This is a genomic window from Cytophagales bacterium, assembly GCA_033344775.1.
Taxonomy (GTDB): Bacteria; Bacteroidota; Bacteroidia; order Cytophagales; family Cyclobacteriaceae; genus JAWPMT01.
Genome location: JAWPMT010000004.1, coordinates 1,657,373 through 1,676,028, shown reverse-complemented (window position 1 = coordinate 1,676,028; position 18,656 = coordinate 1,657,373). Strand labels below are relative to the sequence as shown.

At 41.3% G+C, this 18,656-nt stretch carries 18 protein-coding genes; 8 read left to right on the top strand and 10 right to left on the bottom strand.

The window, feature by feature from the left end; all coding sequences use genetic code 11:
* The first annotated feature begins 152 nt into the window (after positions 1-152).
* Together R8G66_15975 and R8G66_15970 are read left to right on the top strand one after the other, a co-directional pair.
* On the top strand, positions 153-1,595 hold the full coding sequence (locus R8G66_15975; GenBank protein MDW3193871.1) for an ATP-binding protein: 1,443 nt from the start codon (positions 153-155) through the stop codon (positions 1,593-1,595).
* Between the two features lie 63 nt (positions 1,596-1,658).
* Positions 1,659-1,979 carry a hypothetical protein gene (locus R8G66_15970; protein MDW3193870.1) on the top strand — a complete coding sequence of 107 codons (321 nt, stop codon included), beginning with the start codon at positions 1,659-1,661 and terminating at the stop codon, positions 1,977-1,979.
* Between the two features lie 161 nt (positions 1,980-2,140).
* Here the strand turns inward: R8G66_15970 and R8G66_15965 are convergent, their stop codons facing one another.
* Entirely contained in the window at positions 2,141-2,557 is a 417-nt protein-coding gene (locus tag R8G66_15965; protein ID MDW3193869.1) for a hypothetical protein, read from the bottom strand.
* Between the two features lie 587 nt (positions 2,558-3,144).
* Here R8G66_15965 and R8G66_15960 point away from each other — a divergent pair.
* Both R8G66_15960 and R8G66_15955 read left to right on the top strand, forming a co-directional pair.
* The gene (locus tag R8G66_15960) at positions 3,145-4,536 is read left to right on the top strand and encodes a sigma-54 dependent transcriptional regulator (protein MDW3193868.1); all 1,392 of its coding nucleotides are present in this window, start codon (positions 3,145-3,147) and stop codon (positions 4,534-4,536) included.
* On the top strand, positions 4,526-5,902 hold the full coding sequence (locus tag R8G66_15955; protein MDW3193867.1) for an ATP-binding protein: 1,377 nt from the start codon (positions 4,526-4,528) through the stop codon (positions 5,900-5,902). The genes R8G66_15960 and R8G66_15955 overlap by 11 nt, the downstream gene beginning before the upstream one ends.
* Before the next feature lie 22 nt (positions 5,903-5,924).
* On the opposite strand, the gene R8G66_15950 is transcribed toward R8G66_15955, so the two are convergent.
* Genes R8G66_15950 through R8G66_15930 form a run of 5 tightly spaced genes read right to left on the bottom strand, consistent with a single transcriptional unit; the run spans position 5,925 to position 11,020 of the window.
* On the bottom strand, positions 5,925-6,923 hold the full coding sequence (locus R8G66_15950) for a glycosyltransferase (protein ID MDW3193866.1): 999 nt from the start codon (positions 6,921-6,923) through the stop codon (positions 5,925-5,927).
* Between the two features lies 1 nt (position 6,924).
* Positions 6,925-7,890 carry a glycosyltransferase family 2 protein gene (locus R8G66_15945; GenBank protein MDW3193865.1) on the bottom strand — a complete coding sequence of 322 codons (966 nt, stop codon included), beginning with the start codon at positions 7,888-7,890 and terminating at the stop codon, positions 6,925-6,927.
* A 9-nt stretch (positions 7,891-7,899) separates the two neighbouring features.
* On the bottom strand, positions 7,900-8,424 hold the full coding sequence (locus R8G66_15940) for a DUF4199 domain-containing protein (GenBank protein ID MDW3193864.1): 525 nt from the start codon (positions 8,422-8,424) through the stop codon (positions 7,900-7,902).
* 7 nt (positions 8,425-8,431) lie between these two features.
* Positions 8,432-8,941 (bottom strand): DUF4199 domain-containing protein, encoded by a 510-nt coding sequence (locus R8G66_15935; protein ID MDW3193863.1) that lies wholly within the window; start codon positions 8,939-8,941, stop codon positions 8,432-8,434.
* Between the two features lie 30 nt (positions 8,942-8,971).
* The gene (locus tag R8G66_15930; protein MDW3193862.1) at positions 8,972-11,020 is read right to left on the bottom strand and encodes a BatA domain-containing protein; all 2,049 of its coding nucleotides are present in this window, start codon (positions 11,018-11,020) and stop codon (positions 8,972-8,974) included.
* Between the two features lie 290 nt (positions 11,021-11,310).
* Here R8G66_15930 and R8G66_15925 point away from each other — a divergent pair, with 290 nt between their 5' ends.
* Positions 11,311-11,784, top strand: coding sequence for a hypothetical protein (locus R8G66_15925; GenBank protein MDW3193861.1), 474 nt, complete (start codon positions 11,311-11,313; stop codon positions 11,782-11,784).
* A 441-nt stretch (positions 11,785-12,225) separates the two neighbouring features.
* Here R8G66_15925 and R8G66_15920 read toward each other — a convergent pair whose 3' ends face one another.
* The 4 genes from R8G66_15920 to R8G66_15905 all read right to left on the bottom strand — a co-directional run bounded on the left by R8G66_15920 (position 12,226) and on the right by R8G66_15905 (position 15,558).
* Positions 12,226-12,384, bottom strand: a complete 159-nt coding sequence (locus tag R8G66_15920) for a hypothetical protein (protein ID MDW3193860.1) — start codon at positions 12,382-12,384, stop codon at positions 12,226-12,228.
* Positions 12,385-12,636: 252 nt separating this feature from the next.
* Complete coding sequence (locus R8G66_15915; protein MDW3193859.1) at positions 12,637-14,865, bottom strand: S8 family serine peptidase; 2,229 nt, start codon at positions 14,863-14,865, stop codon at positions 12,637-12,639.
* Positions 14,866-14,909: 44 nt separating this feature from the next.
* Complete coding sequence (locus R8G66_15910) at positions 14,910-15,203, bottom strand: hypothetical protein (GenBank protein MDW3193858.1); 294 nt, start codon at positions 15,201-15,203, stop codon at positions 14,910-14,912.
* Between the two features lie 76 nt (positions 15,204-15,279).
* Positions 15,280-15,558: a hypothetical protein gene (locus tag R8G66_15905; GenBank protein MDW3193857.1), complete on the bottom strand. Its 279-nt coding sequence runs from the start codon at positions 15,556-15,558 to the stop codon at positions 15,280-15,282.
* A gap of 332 nt (positions 15,559-15,890) precedes the next feature.
* On the opposite strand from R8G66_15905, the gene R8G66_15900 reads away from it, so the two are divergent.
* The 3 genes from R8G66_15900 (at position 15,891) to R8G66_15890 (ending at position 18,647) form a co-directional block, all read left to right on the top strand.
* Positions 15,891-16,406, top strand: a complete 516-nt coding sequence (locus R8G66_15900) for a hypothetical protein (protein MDW3193856.1) — start codon at positions 15,891-15,893, stop codon at positions 16,404-16,406.
* 114 nt (positions 16,407-16,520) lie between these two features.
* Positions 16,521-17,243 carry a hypothetical protein gene (locus R8G66_15895; protein MDW3193855.1) on the top strand — a complete coding sequence of 241 codons (723 nt, stop codon included), beginning with the start codon at positions 16,521-16,523 and terminating at the stop codon, positions 17,241-17,243.
* Between the two features lie 627 nt (positions 17,244-17,870).
* Positions 17,871-18,647, top strand: coding sequence for a histidine kinase (locus R8G66_15890; GenBank protein ID MDW3193854.1), 777 nt, complete (start codon positions 17,871-17,873; stop codon positions 18,645-18,647).
* Positions 18,648-18,656 lie beyond the last annotated feature (9 nt).

The following is an 18,656-nucleotide window of genomic DNA, read 5'->3' as shown; positions in this document are numbered from 1 at the left end:
TCGAGCGCAAATCTAATCTAGTTTGGAACTCACTTTTTTTTAATGATGAAAAAATAGTAAAATCGCATGTTCGAGGTATTTGAGATCAACCTTTTCTATACACGCATAGTTATCTTTACCTGGATTCCAGAAAATCTGTCCGATACGAAAAAATGGCCAGTCAAAGCCTTAGAAATGCATTCTTAAGAAAGCCGAAAGACAAGACACAGTTATATAGCTGGTTTACCTCAGGGTCATTCGTATCAGCAAGTTACTTCCTGCTTTTTTATCTCATCTTTGATCCCTGGAGTATGATGTTTTACATCTGTCTGGGCATCGTTCTTGTTTATTTACTGTTGCACTTTTTGGTACTTTGGACCGGAGCAAAGAAGCAATTCTTCGTTATAGCGGTCGGATTTGGTTACCTGAGCTTTTTCATACATATCGCCCTTACCGGAGGAATTTCGTCTTCCGCCGCTCCGCATTTGATCGTTGCAGCCCTGTTTAGTTTTTTCTTCACCTATCAGAAACGCATTTTCGTCTTTTTCGGTATCAGTTTATTCCTTTTGTTTGGATTAGGCATTTCAGATACCTATTTCATTGACCCGATCAATTTGATAAGGGATGATATGTTATTGGCATTTAACTTTTCCAATCACGCATATTCGGCCATTGTTATTTTCTTCTTCGTTTATGTTTTCCGAGCCATGGCCAATGCCAATAACCAGTCTTTGAAGAAAAGCCTGAGTGAGCTTGGAGAGGCAACAAAAAAATTGGTGGAAGTTGAAAAGTTTGCGTCCTTGGGAGAATTGACTGCCGGGCTGGCCCATGAAATCAATAATCCTGTCAACTATGTACAGGGTAATGCCATTCTCATACGTAAGATCGTCGGTGATCTGTTTAAACTTGAAGCGATTCGGGAAGAGCAGGAAGAACAACTTCGAAAATATTTGAGTAATAGAGATGGTCAGGATCCGCAACAGATGATCGAAGAGATGCTGGCAGTCAGTGAAGTCCATAAAAAGAAAATTGAATATTCGATCATCAAAGACGAATTGGCGCAGCTATTGGATGGCCTTCGACATGGGGTGCGCCGTACTTCAGAAATTGTGAAAAGCCTGCGCATTTATTCCTCGGCAGGCAATACGGTTAAAAGTGCCTTTGACCTGAATCAATCTGTAGAATCGGCATTGACGTTGCTCAATCACCTTATTGTTGGAAAAGTTGAGGTGAATAAAGATCTGGGGACCATACCGAAGGTGAATGGAAACCCTGGAAAAGTGAGCCAGGTGATCATCAATGTCGTTTCTAACGCAATACAATCTATAGAGGTAAGTGAAAAGGGCATTATCGCAGTTAAGACTTATTTAGCCGAGGAGGATCAAAAAGTAGTAGTGAGTATATCAGACAATGGCCCCGGGATCCCCGAAAAAGTGTTACCAAAGATTTTCGATCCTTTTTATACTACGAAGGAGGTCGGTACGGGCACAGGCCTTGGATTGTCTATTTCTAAAGGAATTGTTGAAGAACATGAAGGCGAGATCCGCGTAGATACGGCGCAAGGGAAAGGAACCACTTTTCATATTGCTCTCCCTCTGGCCAAGGTAGCAGGATAATTTTTTCGACGTACTGGCAACCATTTGTAGGGTACACTCCGAATTAATGGAAACGTACCTGATATGAACGCTCACCAATCTACCCACCGATCCTCAGCAGTCAAATCATCGGAATTATTTTTTGGCGTTTTGATGCTCATCATCATTTTTCTCACCAGTTGTAGCACAATGGAGGCCAGTCCTAAAGTCAGTTTAGAAAGTACCCATATCGAAAAGACAGCAGAATTCTCCTTAAACAAGTCTGAATGGGTCAATCAGTCTAAATCCGAATTTTATCGAGAAAGCGGGAATTTGATTGTTCCTTTCATGATCATGTTTTTGCTGATTCTTTCTTACAGTGCTTTGACCGGAGGAGCATGCCTGGTTCAGGAATTGAAGAAATAAAACGATTACGTATTTAGGTTGGGGGAGGCTGGCGTCGTGTTGGCCTCCTTCTTTTTTTAAAAAAAATGCCACGGCAAAACCGTGGCATTTTCAAAGAGAATTTTACTACTTAGTTTAAAACGTTCTATTACGTGCTGAAAGCGTGATTCAGCGTCTTATGCTTATCTGGATTTCCAGATCTTCGCTTGCAATTGACCAGTATCCGGATTTAGGGTGGTCTCTTTCAACAGCACAAGGCTTTCATGGTAATACTTGATGGCAGATTTCTTATCGCCAGTCGCGAAATAGTAATCACCCATTACCTCTAAGTTGAAAGAAGTCTTTTGGATCTTAAGGGAGGCGTCTAACCATGATTTGGCTTCTTCCAACGCTACATCTTCCTTGATGATCATGCTTGCAGATTGAGCAAAGACTTTCCAGCTGTTATCAAAATTGCTGGCTACAGCTTTTCGAGCTTTGTTGAGCACTTTGTCCTTGCCGAAATTCGGATTTGCGACGTTCGTGTTTGCGACGTTCGCGTTTACGACGATTGCTGACAGTAGGACCAGTACCGCCAACAAGCTTTTTTTGTTCTTCATAACTTTATTTGAGTTTTAACCTGCCGACTTTATGGCACAGAGTGTTCCATAATTCATAATGCACTGATATTCAGTTGTTTAATTTTACGGAGTTGATTTTCGGTGTACACCTGCGTATAATAAGTGGCCTATTTCGGACAAGACAACTCATAAGGCCCGGATGCGTATAAGGATCCAACGTATTAACCGGATCTTGTGAAAATACCAATCAACTTGTCATACATCCTTATTTCACAAAAACAGAACTTTCAGGACCTCTTTTGGGATAGAATGAGCAACAAAAGGAGCTAAAGTCCCCCTTACAAGGCCGCGCTTTTTTACCATTAAATGAAAGGCTTCCTTATTTTTTACTATTGTTGGTGATCAACTAAATGTCATGTTAAATGATGAGTTAGTTGTAATGCCTTGTAGGGATCAATTCAGTATCCATCGACTTTAAAGAAGGTTATATTGCCATATATCAAATAGTGTACTCTAGTGGACAAGTAATTTTGGATTCATTGTTCGTAAATGAACACTAATTGTGTAATTTACCTGCTTTGAGCGGTCAGAATGCATGTGGCACAATTTCTGACCAATAGAAACTTATGCAAACATCCGTGGAAAAAGAATTAGGTAAAATATTGATCATCGATGACGATGAAGATGTTTTGTTGGCAGCAAAGATGCTTTTGAAAAAGCATGCGAAGGAAGTGACCATCGAAAAGAATCCAAAGAAGATTCCTTTTTTGCTCAACAATCACACGTATGATTTGATTTTGCTGGACATGAACTTCAGCAAGGACATTACCAGTGGAAAGGAAGGCTTCTATTGGTTGGAACAGATCCTGGACAAGGATCCACAGGCGGTGGTGATTCTGATCACGGCTTTTGGAGATGTAGAGATGGCCGTGAAAGCACTGAAAGCCGGAGCTACCGACTTTGTATTGAAGCCGTGGCAAAACGAGAAACTCATCGCTACACTGTCATCGGCTTCACGATTGAAAAAGTCCTACGAAGAAGTCTCACAGCTAAAACAAACCAAAAAGCAGCTACAAGACGACAGTAATCAGGCCTTCAAGGACATCATTGGTAACAGTGAGGCCATGAAAGGTGTATTCAAGATCATCGAGAAAGTAGCGTCTACTGATGCCAACGTACTGATCCTCGGTGAAAATGGTACCGGAAAAGAATTGATTGCCCGTGCAATCCACCAGAAATCCTTGCGGAAAGACAATGTATTTATTGGCGTGGATATGGGAGCAATCACTGAAACCCTGTTTGAAAGTGAGTTGTTTGGTCATAAGAAAGGAGCATTTACAGATGCCAAAGAAGACCGTGCCGGAAGGTTTGAGATTGCCAATAAAGGAAGCTTGTTTCTCGATGAGATCGGCAATCTGAGCTTGCCACTGCAATCGAAGTTGTTGACAGCAATTCAAAAGAGGGAGGTTACAAGAATTGGATCCAATAAAGTGTTGCCCATTGACATTCGACTGATTTGCGCAACCAACATGCCTGTGTACGAAATGGTGGGAGAAAATACGTTCCGACAGGATTTGCTCTACCGGATCAATACCGTGGAGATCCAGTTACCACCGTTGCGTCAACGGATAGAAGATATTCCATTATTGACAGATCATTTTTCCAGACAGTACGCGAACAAATACCGAAAACCGATTTCTAAAATTGCACCGGGTACGGTAAAGAAGCTGCAGAAATACAGCTGGCCAGGAAATATCCGGGAATTACAACATGCGATTGAACGGGCGATCATCATGTCGGATTCGGATACGTTGAATCCGGAAGATTTCTTCTTCCTTTCTCAGAAACAAGAATCCGTTCAAACGGCAGAGCCTGACAGCTACAACCTGGATGATGTAGAAAAAGGTGTCATCGAACGTGTGATCAATAAGCACAATGGCAACATTTCAAAAGCAGCCAAAGAACTAGGACTGACACGGGCGTCACTCTATCGAAGACTGGAAAAGTATGGTCTTTAAGAACTTCAAAGTTCAATTAGTCACCCGAGTTGCTTTACTCATCGGGACCATTTACGTATTTACGAATTTGGCCAATTCTGATGCGTATACTTTCACTCAGGGGCTCTTTTTAGTTTTGATCCTTGGTCAGGTATATTACCTGTACCAATTTCTGAATAAAGTCAATCGCGAACTGGTCACGTTTCTGAAGAGCATCCATTATGACGATTTTTCGCTCACTTATCCTGAACGCGCGACCAAATCCAGCATGGATCTGGTATACCGTGAATTCAATTCGGTGATCAAAAAATTCCGGGAAATCCGAGCGGAAAAAGAGGCGCAGTATACCTACCTCAAGACCATCGTTCAGCATGTGGGCATCGGGATCATTACCGTTGATAAGATCGGGGAGATCCAGATCATCAATACCGCCGCCAGAACACTATTGGGGATCAAACAGATGAAGAACATCTCACAGATCCGAAGTGTTTCTCCGGCACTGGTGGATGCCATGGAGTCCATGAAAACAGGTGGAAGGGATCTGATCAAGATCAATCGGGAAGGTGATGAGGTGCAATTAGCCATTTATGTGATAGAGCTTTCCCTAAGAGGAAAGGAATTTAAGCTCATATCGCTTCAGAACATCCAGAGTGAACTAGAAGAGAAGGAGATGGAGGCCTGGCAAAACCTGATCCGGGTACTGACACATGAGATCATGAATTCGGTGACACCTATTTCTTCTCTAGCAGCAACGGTGGAAGACGAATTGAGCGGGTATCTGGACAATGAAGGAGATGTGAATCCCATTTCCAATGAAGAAGTGGAGGACTTTCACCTGGCCCTGCAGACGATTCACAACAGGAGTGTGAGTCTAATCAAGTTTGTTAGTGATTTCCGGAACATGACCCGGGTGAAACTCCCAACTATCGAGGAGCATAAGGTCTGCGATATTCTCAAACATGTGATTTCACTACTGAAAAATGACATGAAGGAACAGGGTATTGAGCTTGACTATCATGTGGAGCCCGAAGAACTATTGTTCAACGTCGATAAGGAGCAGATTGAGCAGGTAGTGATCAATCTGGTTAAAAATGCCATTCAGGCACTCGCCGAAAACGAAGAGGATGGTAAGGAAAATAAATTACTAAAGATCCGTGCGAATCAAGGTGACGAAAATGCTGTATTGATCACCATTAATGATAATGGACCCGGTATCGAAGAGGAGGCTTTGAAAAAGATCTTTATTCCATTCTTTACCACCAAGAAAAACGGTTCTGGAATTGGGCTTAGTTTATCTAAGCAGATTATGCGCAATCATCGCGGCAACATTTCAGCAAAATCTGTTCTGAATGTTGGTACGGAGTTTACCTTGAAATTTCAGAATTAAGATTTAAAGCTAATTAAGGCTTTTAGTACAACTCGATGTACTTCGTATTGGGATCAATGCCCCTGAGCTTGCGGATCCATTCATAGGTGAGCCCATAGCCATAACCAAACATTTGCAGGAAGGCTGCAATGGGCGTGAGGAATGCGACCGCCAGGGAGCGATTCACGATAAGGCTTTCCACTGCAATCAGGGAAAAGTAAAAGCCATAAGTGGCGATGAGTGGCAGACCCAGAACAGGCCATAAGAAGCTTAACAACAGACTCGCAACTAAGCCCAAACTAAAAATCAATGGAAACAGGTGAATTATTTTGATCTGCTCAGGATGAAATCGCGTCAGGTTGATCCTGGCACGTCCGAAGTACTTGAGCTGCTGATAGAATTTTTTGAGATCCGTTCGACGCTTATGATAAACAAAAGCTTCAGGAATTAGTGCGGTCTTAAATCCATGTTTGATGATGCGCGTACTGAACTCCAGGTCTTCGCCCATGAATGGAATAATATATCCCTGGGTTGCTTCGTAAGTGCGTTTTGATATCCCCATGTTAAAACTACGAGGATGGTATTCCCCTACATGCTTTTTACGGCCACGGATGCCACCAGTGGTGAACACGGAGGTCATGCTATGGCTGATGGCTTTTTGTGTGACGGTAAAATCCGGATGTGCAGCATCGGGTCCTCCGTAGGCGTCCACTTCAGAAGCCGTCAAAAAGTCTGCAACCACCTGTAAGTAGTTTGATGGGATCAGGCAGTCTGAATCAAATACGATCAAAAAGTCCCCCGTGGCGTGCTGATAACCGAAATTTCTGGCAAAACCCTGGCCTTCATTTTCTTTTTCGAGGTATCGGATGGGCAAGGATTGTTCAAAAGACTTTGTGATGGATTTTGAGGAGATCGTAGAGCCATCTTCTACTACAATCACTTCGTCCGGTTTTCTGGACTGTGCGGTTAACGTGTCTAGAAGTTCATTCAACTCATCCGGTCTGTTGTAGACGGGTATGATGATGGAAAGCTTCAGAGACATATTACCCGTTAAGTTTCTCCGCCACCTGATCTTTCTTGCGAGGAACGACGCGCAAAATCAATTCTGCAATAAAGCCGGCCAGGAATAATTGGACACCCACGACCAACGCCACAAGCGCGAGAAAGAACAGCGGTTGATCGACCACATCTCGGACGGGCAGATGCCTGGAAATGCGATAGATTTTATCTCCAATAACGAACGTAGTGATCGAGAGTCCGATAAAGATTGATATCGAGCCTAACCCACCGAAAAAGTGCATCGGCCGTTTTTTGAATCGGGTTACAAAGACTACTGAGATCAGGTCCAGAAAGCCAGTGAGATAACGTTCCAGACCGAATTTGGTTTTACCAAATTCGCGGGCACGGTGTTCGACCACTTTTTCTCCAATCCGGCCAAAGCCATTCCATTTGGCGAGCAGCGGAATATAGCGATGCATTTCTCCATACAATGTGATGGACTTAACGACTTCTTTGCGGTAGGCCTTGAGTCCACAATTGAAATCATGCAATTTGATGCCGGAGACCCAGCGGGTCACGCCATTGAAAAATCGCGATGGAAGTCGCTTTTCTAACGGATCATAGCGTTTCTTTTTCCAGCCAGAAACCAGGTCATAAGCTTCCTCTTTGATCAATCGATACAATTCAGGAATCTCATCCGGGCTGTCTTGCATGTCGGCATCCAGTGTGATCACTACGTCACCCTGCGCCTGATCGAAACCAGCTTGCAGGGCAAATGATTTTCCCTGGTTGCCTTGTAATCGAAGCGCTTTTACCTGTGTTTGTTGTTTACAAAATTCACGTATGATTGGCCATGAACGATCTGAACTGCCGTCATCAATAAAAATGATTTCGGCAGTCAGCTTCGATTCTTTCAATACACGATGGAGCCAATCGTGCAGCTTCGGAAGAGATTCTTCCTCGTTATATACTGGGATTATTAAACTAAGGTCCAATGGATCTTCCGACACTGCTTAAAATTATATGATCTCCGCAGGATCTTGTTTTTTCGTGAACGCTGAGATGATCAATGCCATGATAATACCGCCAATGAAACCACCAATGAGCGCCATGACCGTGAATGCTGCTGGATTCATCATAAAACCAGAAAATTGCTCGGCTGCAGAAATTTCCGCATCTGACATGCCTGCCTCTTCCCAGGTTCTTAGATTTTGTTCGGCCATTCTTTCAAAGTAATCTGTGCTTACAACGGCAACATAGACATACATGATCGCCGCGGACAACAAAGAGCCAAAAAAGGCAGCTGCAGTACCGATACCCATTCCCTGACCAAAGGACATGTAGCCATTACCTTCGTCTTTGAATGCTTTGTGAGCCAAAATCAGGATAACGATGCCAGGTAGGAAACTAATCCATCTTATTTTACTGTCATTAGGTATTCCAGCCAGGTCATAAACGACAAAAAGTACAATGCCGACCAGGCCTGAGATGAGACCATATTTAATACCAATTGATCGGGTTGAGGGTTGGGTTGCTTCTTCCATGAGGATGTTATTTAGGATTCTTTTTTAAAATTATGGAGATTACAGGTGCCACAAAGAAACCGCTGATGATTTTTTTCAACAAGGTGTTCAGGAAAAGTCCAGAAAGCGTGAGGTTCTGGATGTCATTCCACTCCTGTTGGTAGCGATTTTCGTCAAATTTTTGAAGGTATGTCTCTTTTTCTGCTTCCAAAAAAGCCAGAGCTGCTTGTTGATATGCTTCTAGAGGGTCTGCCGAAACAATAAAGTAAATGGCCAACATGATCCCAAACAACAAGGTAGCTTGCGTGTAGACCAAAAATGAGATGGTCATGCCTTCCCAAAATTTCAGGAATCCGGCCTTTTCATGGGTTTTGTATTCGTATGACGCAAATCCGATGAACAATGCAAAAATAAATACATCCAGGATCATATGGCTGACATCCAAGAACGGATTGCCTTCCAGGGCAAAGGTCACGAAAAAGGCTCCAATCGTGAAAACACCACAAATCAGGGCATATTTGATGGATTTTTTAAACATGTCGGATCAGGCCAACGATAGTTTTGATTATCAATTAAGGGATTGATGGGCAAACCTTACCAGAACTACCTCTGCCAATCCGAAAAACAGGGCCAAAAGTAGTGCATATTTCCAAAGCGCTTCCCGATCTTCTTCTCCTGAGAAGAACCCGGCCAATTGAGTTGCATTCTCATAATCTACCCATTCCAATTGCGGAAGCAGTTCGGTTAAGGCGGTCAATTCAGCTTCAGAATACGGCGTAAGGTCCGATTCTTTTTTGGAAGCGTTAAAAGCCAGAGTTGTCAGGGTGTCTGTATCAATGACTACCTGAAAAAAGCCATTATCAAATGCATCAGGAGGCATTTCCATCGTCAGTGCTTTTCCAGTGAAGTAGTAGTTTGGTACGAACTCGCTGCCTTCACCAAATACTTTCACTGCCCCTTGTGCCTCGCCAGGCCTCGCGATAGAAACCACGGACTCATCAAAGGAATGCGCCAATACACCGACTCCTTTAGCACTCAATTGAGCGATTCGATACATGATGGGAACGAATAGGGCATGCTCGGGTAGATCTGTGTATTGCAGGTTCAAGGGCGCGGTAAATAAATAAATATCACTTTGCTGAGCGAAAAGTGTAATGAACGGGCCTCCAAATTCATTGCCGATCAGACTGTTTACTGTAGGTCGATGAGAAAGCACTCTTTTTACTTTTGGTAAGGCCAGGTTACTGTTGGTTTGTTCGATCAGACCATCGAAGAATGGATTGTTGCGATTCATGATGGTGGAGGTGAGAGGGATCGAATCATTTACCTGATTCATGCGGGTGTCCAGGGCTTGCGTAAAACCAGAAGGATTTACATCGTCTGCCGGGACCCAAACCATGTGTCCCACTTGTCCTAATTGCCCTAATACCCAGGCCGGGACTTCTTTCATTCCTTCGATCAACAACAAGTCTATTCCGGCAAGTTTCGAAAAGTCAATGTTGTCCGGTGAAAAAATCGTCAAGTCAAATAATTCGGAATTGCCATAAACCCGGGCCAGATAGGACCGACTATTTTCTGTGACTACTGTCACTTTTACTTTAGGCGATGCAGGAACAGCCAGAGCAAAGTCATTGTCAAAAGTCACTGGGAAATCCTCGAAAGTGAGCATAAGCCGATCGCTCTGCAAGGCAGCCTGGTCGATTTCAAAGTTGACCGTGGATTTGCCACCTGGTGGTATCGTCACTGTTTGTGAACCCACTAGTTTGTTCTCATTCAAAAGCCGCAGCGTCAGGTTATCGTATGCGCTTTCCCTGGTGTTTCTTACATCAAAGATCACTTCATTCTTTTCACCCAGATTTACAAAAGGGTTGAGCAGATAGGTGGTATCTACGTAGACATTTCCCGAAGCGCTTGTTTCAATCAGTGTTGCATAGATCTTTCCTGATGGTGATTCGTCCGTTTCCAATGAACCCATCGTTGATTGTTGGAAATCAGAAAATAGGAATATGTTCGCATCAGATTGTTGATAGCTGGAAATACGGGACATCACCGATGCAAATGTCCTTGATCTGGGACTGAAGCTGATTTCCGTTAAATAATCAAGCGTCTCATCTTGTGACTGGAAACGGCTGGCAAATGAAGCAAAGTCATTGGTCAGGATCACAAACTCATGGTCTCTTGGCTGTCGCTTCACATACGCATTGACCAGATTCAGCGCCTCGTCCAGTCCAGAAATTCCTGGCCCTACTTCTCCTGACATACTGTAGGAATTGTCGATGTACAGAATAGATCTCTTTGATAATTCCTCGCCTTGATTGAAAGAAGGCTGTAAAAAAGCCAGGATCAGTAACAAGAAGAACAACAACCGGCAAGCCATGATCAGGAGGTGCTGCAAACGGCTTCTCGATTTGGTCTCATCTTTGACCTGATTGATCAACGAAATATTAGAAAAATAGACCTTTTTGGTACGTCGAAATGCAAATAGATGGACAATGATAGGGATGGCCAATGCCAGGAAACCCCAAAGAAATACCGGATTTGTTAATGTCATATCAACCTCACGCCTTAGCAGCTTCAATTGCTGAACGATATTAGTGCATTCGGGTTGCTTATCCAATCAATTGAGCACTGGTTGGTGAAGGATTTTTAAAAATGGTTACAATCAGACAAAAGATATTTTTCCAAACATCCATTTCTTAAATAGCTTTTTAATCAGATGTCCATGAGAGTAATTACTGAATTGATAATCAGGAGATTTCGATCATTTTAAGTAATATTTTCGATTGTGCAGGTCGTTATTTCATACCGTTATTATATATGATAAATAAGTAATTACATTATGTATTAAAAATTAGTAATTACATCATGATTCACTTAAATTCCTTCTGAATCAAATCAAATGAACCTATGAAAAATCTGAAAATTTACACACTCGCACTTACTATGATTGCTTTGGCACTGGTTGGTTTCAAACCCGTTGAAGAAGTGGTTGAATTGTCCTATCCGGAAGCTACCGGTTCTGAATTCGTGAATACGGTATGTGATGCATCGTTATTCGAAAGATTCGAAGTGCAATTTGCAGGAATAGAGGAAGTATCCAACATAGAAGCCTATCAATTAGAAGGTTTTGGCTACTACTATGCAGTGACGGCTAAAAATATCGAGGGATTGGAGTTCGTCGAGTATTTCAAGACGACCAAAGAAGAAGTGAATCAGGGCATTTACGACTACATAGAATTGAATGAGAGAACTACGGGAATTTCGTTTTCTCAAACTTGTCGTGAGGATTTCACCAATTTTCCAAACTGGTGTGAAACCTACAATAGCGGACCTGTATGTGGCTACAAGCCTTACCCATGGGGAGGCTGCATCTACTACTAAAATCCAACTAAATCACTAGAACAGAAAAACCAGGCACGAGAGTGTCTGGTTTTTTAATGTTACTGGTTTCTCGATTTGATCTTGTATTTGACCTGATTGATCAGGGAAATAATAGAGAAATAGACCTTTTTGGTACGTCGAAATGCAAATAGATGGACAATGATAGGGAAGGACAATGCCAGAAAACCCCAAAGAAATAGAGGATTTGTTAATGTCATATCGACCTCACACCTTAGCAGCTTCAATTGCTGAACGATATTTGTGCATTCAGGCTGCTTATGCAACGTAGCTTATCTAAATAGTTATCGCCGATGGCGTGCTTGTTTTGATCCTGTATGAGACAAATCTCACCATGCTTGATGGTAGAAATAAATAGAAAATTATATATCAAAAAAAGAGAGTGCCTTTTAAGACACCCTCCTTTTGAAAAGGAAACTCTAATTAACTTCCTAAGAAGCCATTAAGTGCTCCTGTTAACGTCCTTTGAACTGTAGGACTTTGTAATATGGATCCAAAGAAAGACGCTTTGGCTCCAACAGTAACAGCGTCCCCATTGTAGGTTCTGCGCTCTACTGGCCTGGTTTGCACAGGTAGTTTCATGATTTTTAGTTTTAAATTCAACAATAATTAAATCGGAACATGCTGTTCCATTTGTGGGAATATGTTGACTGAGAAGTCAAGCCTACATTTTTGAAAGCATAAAGTGCTATGGCTGTTGCTTTTTACTCATCATATTTCCCTAAATATTGCAGTGATCCCGGGAAAGCTCACTTTTTGATGCGCCTCACTACAATTTTTTCGTTTCTTTTTTAATACGACGGTTGTATCATCTTCTTTTTAAGCTTCCGATGCTCAAGCGTGAATCACACTAACTGGTGAAGACCAGGATTGAATATCTCCCACTATAACAGGTACAATTCCACTAACATCTACTTGCATACTATGTGTTCGGGATGCATGATTCGTATTATCAGGGTTAAAAAAAGTCAACTGTACTTCCCTGAGTAGTGCATTTTGCCGTGAAATTCTTGAGGGGACCACTTGGAGGTGGCTAAATTGCATATGCTGATTAGCGGATTTTTCAACAATATTGGAAATAGTAATGATGTTGTATAAAGCGTAGTTAAGTGCCCGATCCTCTGGTGACTGTCCTCTATTCAAAGTTTCGACGTATAAGCGATTCAAAACATCCTCCACGGTAACTTTTGGAATGCTAGTATTGGCTTCAGTTGAATGTTGATTGGTGCCTTTAATAAGCTCTTTTAATGACCAATTATATAACCCGAAAGCTACTGGAGTCACGCTCTCTATCGAATTCCCATTCATTAGTCTGGTCTGTCCAGAGATGTACCCAGGAAGGACCATTCTCATTAAATCATTTTTGGTATCAAGAATATCTTTCAGATTCGATGTTTCAGTTGGATCACAATCAGTGGATCCCAACTTGTTCTGGTTTATTTTCGACGTATAAGTAATATATTTTTTAGCATCAATTCCGGCGTTATCTGCAAGAAATTCTGCCATCCTTGCGTAAATCTCATCGGAAAAGACTGCAGGCTCCGGGCTAATAGAGTAGGTTGGAGTCTCATTTAGATTTAATAGCCAAATTAACTGGCTTGCCATGAGAATATTTGGATTTTTAATGCCGTCATGATATAAGAGAAATGCTGCCATGGTCTTATGGTCATGAGGAGAATCGGTGAGATACGTTTTGATCGATTTACTTCTATTTCCATCTACTTCATCCGGTAAACTCTCATACCAAGCTCTTATATAAGCTGTGAAGGTGTCCATGTTATTTTGTCTTCCAAAGTCATAGGATGGCTGACCTATGCAGTTGACCAATTGGCTATTTTGAAAAGTAGGGAAGTCTCCGGGATTCAGTGCTGCGTTAAACCTTTCCATTGTTGAGGAAGGGAATGTTCCATTAGAAGGTGTCTGTAGATTATTGGAAGGCATTGTAGCAACTTCATTTTCTTCAACCGGGCTATTGGTCATTGATGATTCATTTTGGTGTTGTGCAACGTTAGAGGTTTCTTCATGCAAAGAAGAGTGTTCCGAATTTTGATCATTTGTATTCATATTATGATTGTTTGATGTTGATGTACTTATTATTTGTTTACTCCTTTCCTTCACAGAACTTGGGTTTGTATTTGACTCTGGGTGGATTTTATAAGACTCTTCAATTATGGTATTCGACTTTATGGAGGGTTGAAGAACTTTATCCATGGCTTTCCTGATATCTAGGTTTCCATTGAGTAGCCTTTGACAAATATTTTGTTCTTTGGTGCATGGTTTGATACTGTCCAATAAAACTTGACGGATAAATCTTAGGTCTTTTTCTTGACCTGTTTGAACTTGTAAGCTTGCCAACAATGCAGCTATACCACTGACCAAAGCCGTAGAGAAACTAGTTCCCGTAGCGATAGCTTTTCCATTATCGGGTATTGCGCCAATTATGTTCTCTCCTGGTACCACCAAACCTTGATTTGGTACTAGGTCCCAATTGCTGAAATCTGATGGTATACCATCTTGACGAATAGAACCAACAGCAAGTACACTTTGATATTTAGCTGGAACATGTAGTTGTCTATCGCCATCATTTCCTGTAGCGGCTACTACCAAGACTCCTCTTTTCTCGCATTCGTCTAGTGCTCTTGCTAAACCATAGATAATTTTTTCATTTTCTTGAAGTTTTTCACCACCGCTTATGTTAATGATATCCGCTTCAGAAGCTAAAGCAGCGAGGATGCCTTGTTCTATATCTGTTTGACTACAAGGTTGAAGATTCCCATTCTCTTCTTCCTTAAAGATCGTTTTTGTTACACCTGAACAATTTGGTGCAATTCCTTTAATCTGGTCATGATTACCAAAAATTAGGCTTGCAACGAACGTGCCATGTGAGGAATAGACTTTCTTTTTCGAAGGAGGATCAAGAGATTTTAAATCAGATGCTTTTAACGTTTTGTGAGCTAGATCAACCGGTCCATCTAATACGGCAATGCTAACCTTTGTATCTCCTTTAGTTCTCGCCCAGATTTCAGAAATTCCCTCTAATGCTTCTAATAAATCTATTGACATTGTATTCTAGATCTCGTTTAACTAATCGAAATATTAATAAGTGATTAGATTTCGTTACAGTGGACCAAGGGGTTTTGAGACCAAAGTACCTGGAATGTTACCTGACCAGTATTGGTGATGATCACTTCGGTTGATTGGTTATATATAATGTCTCCAAATGAGGAATTCGCGGGAACAGGAACCAATATTGAGGAGCCAGCAAATGTGATTCTTATAGTAGAAGGCTGATTTCCCAGGTTAAGAAGATTGAATATTAAGGACCCTCCATTTTGTGTGCTTTTGATGGAGATATTTTCTCCGGGGACTAAAGAACGATGCTCAAAACTGTTATTTTTCATGATACTTTAATTTTGATTTCAATGAGGGAAGATTTTAATTAGTTAAATCTCCCCTCACTCGTTTAGTATGTGAATATTAGGTATTCCAAGAAACCTCAATAGGGCTGGTCGCACTTGTATTTGCTATGGTGATGGCGCTATAGTGATGTGGAATCGTGATCGATTTTGTTCCGCCTGAACCATTGCTGTACTCCGTATGAGACCCATCAGATACAACTGTGTATGTTGCTGCATCTTTGTCATTTAAATTTAAAACAGTTATATCTAAACTTCCTCCTGTTCCACCGGGAATACTAAACTGTTTTCCTGCTTCTAAATATTTAGGACTGTTTATTACTTCAGATCCTGAACTCATAATCTATTCTAATTTTCCCTACTCGTAAGGCTTTTCGGATTTCGCCTCTCGTCAAATTACTGGACGAGAACAGTTCGTTTATTAGTGTGGGTTCTGCTCCACATCAATTTCATTCGCCGGAAGTCTGCAGCCCAAGGCGAAGGCCGTTGATGAGTCAAAGTTGGAAATTGGATAATGCCTAAATAAGAGGGGAATTACGCCTTTGAAGGAATGTAGGTTTCTATCTGAATGCCTTAGTTAGAAATACCTGTTTTATTGAATTGACCAGGCAGAAATATCTGATTTCGTTGACAAGACTTCAATTATTAGCAATGTCCAACTAGGTTGGAAATATGCTAGTGAATCATCATACTTCCGCCCTCTCCATCATAGCTGTCTTGACGCATGGCATTCATCGATGGCCATTTTTCTCAAAGAGGACCAGGTCCATCGGGTCTGCCTATATACTACTGCTGTTAGATGAAATTGTAAAGGAATCTGAATGGTTGTCGGAAGCGTATTACCTGGTACTGGGATGTGTTATTGTTTTGGTGAGCTTTACACTCCAGGTATGTTTTTTTCAGATGCTTTGGAAGACTTACGTCTCTAATCTGTTGCTTCCGATGTTGACCGTCTATTTTCTGACCTATGCATTTGGGAATTTCATCTTTTATGAACATCTAACGATCATCGTACCGCACCTGAGGTGGGTGCAGGCCATTCTGATCCTGATCTTTGCTATTACTTCGATCTACCTGCTTCGCCATCCGGTTTTTCGTAAGTTGAATGACTTATCTTTAAATCGCCTGATTGGTATGTGCGTTGGATTGATTTTGTATTATGTTGGTGTGTTGTTGGGATGGGTATAAATATCTGATTTAAGCAATCTAAGGAGGTGTAATTAACCATTTTCTTATGAATGTTAAGTATTTCAACTAAGTTATATGTAATGTTGATTTACGTTAAACATAAATAGACTAATCATGAAAAAGCATTTATTAATGTTATCGATTCTGTTGAACTTATTATTTCTTTTCTCAGGCTTTTCAATTTTTATTAGTTCTGATGAAAATTATCTACTGCAAGACACGCAGGAAAGTTGTGAAACAAGTAGTTCCAGAGCTGTATCTTACGATCAGTTAGAGTTCGATACTCGGTTTTTGGATCAGTATTGGAAATATGCTCTTCCTGATGCATTAGTATTATCTGAGACAGATAGTGGATCATATATTCGTTATCAACCGAAATTAATCGAGTCTAATTCTCGGGATTCAATGACTGTTTTGGTTTATAATTTTTTAAGAATGTATACTGTAGATGGGATGAAACCTACACTGAATAGAGTTAGTACAGAAGACAATCCCCAGCAGTACATAACATCATATGTCATAGAATCTCGAGATCTTAGTGCTGCACTTAGTTGTAACCCAGAAGTGAGTGGAATTAAAGTTATTGAAGCATTGAAAATGGATACTAATACTAGGGCAATATTGGATAGCGCACTTAATGGAAATACTTCCAAACTGGACCAATTAAATGTAAATTCAATATTATCACATGTTTATGTGGTGCCTGTTAGGCATGAGGAAGATGCAGATTCAGTAAGATATTTTGATATTGAAGTCTTCAGGGATGAAGAGCGTGTGGCTTTTGACTTAACTCTTCCATGTCCAATTTGTGCTAGAGAAGTAAATCCAGATGAATGATGTGTTAGTAGTGATACTACTTTGGATACCAATTCTTCCAATGATTGTGGCGTGTATTTACACGCTGCGGCATTGGAAAAGTACGCCTGTTAGTTTTGATATGATTAAATACTACATCTGCATGTCATTAATAGTCCAATTAGCGGGTAGTGTCATGTGGGTCTTTAAAATCGGAAACCTTTTCCTGTTGCATTTTTATGTCCCTCTGAGTTTTGTTTTACTCTCCAGGTTTTATCAAAACTTATGGCATTCTTTCATTCCATCTTCAATATTAAAAATAGCCTCTATTGGCTTTATACTTTTCTCCATTTGCAATACCCTATACTTTCAGGGATTTTCTACATTCAATACCTATGGCCTTACGTCATTATCCTTACTAATGATTATTTTATCCATAAGTAACTATTATTTATCACTGGAAAAACAGTTTCGAGATAAGCACCAAGGATTAGTTAATTGCATCAATTGGGTCAATTCCGGTTTATTCATTTATTTCTCTTGTACTTTCATTTATCATATCTATGGACGACTTATTAACTTCGATTTACCTCTATTTATAGGGAGGTTGGCCCTACTTCCAAATGCATTATTTGTAACTGTTATGTACGTTTGCTTTTTCATTGGTTTATGGAAGAGTCCCAAGCGTCAGAGTTTGTATCAATCCTAGTCTCCTTTAGCCTCATTGTTTTCATCATTGCTGTAGGAGTGGTGCTGCTCACCTGGCAATTCCGGAAAAACCTGCACCAACAGCAGTTGGAGCAGGAGGCTTTGAAGCTGGCGCATCAGAAACATCTGCTGCAGACGTCTATTGAAGTACAAGAAGAAGAACGTAAGCGAATCGCCAGGGACTTACACGACGAGTTAGGTGCTGCTTTGTCTATGGGGCGCATGTGGCTTACGCAGCTAGAGACGCAAGAAAAAGTAGATACAAACAAGGTAGGAGAGGTGCGTGAATTGGTAGAAAATGCCCTGAATACCTCCCGTCGGATCAGTCATGAATTGGTACCGCTACAACTGTCGGGTCTTGGACTGGAGCGAGCCTTAAGGTCGGTTTTAGATCGAGCGGGAGAAGTCGGTGAGCTTCAGGCTTCGCTTGAAATGAAGCTGCCAGATAAACTGAATAAGAATATTGAATTGGGGCTATACCGCGTTTTTACCGAGTTGATCAATAATACGTTGAAGCATGCAAGCGCTTCAGAAATTCATATTTCTACGGTGCTTGTTGATAATAGGCTGGTTTGCAAGTACGAAGACAATGGTAAAGGCTTGCCGGAAAATCATAACAAAAATGGCCTTGGATTGAAAAGTTTGGAAGGTCGGGTCAGTGCGCTTGAAGGAGAATGGTACCACGGCAATCGGGAAAGCGGCGGTTTCTTTGCCACGATTGACTTGCCACTTGCCTAATCAACTTAT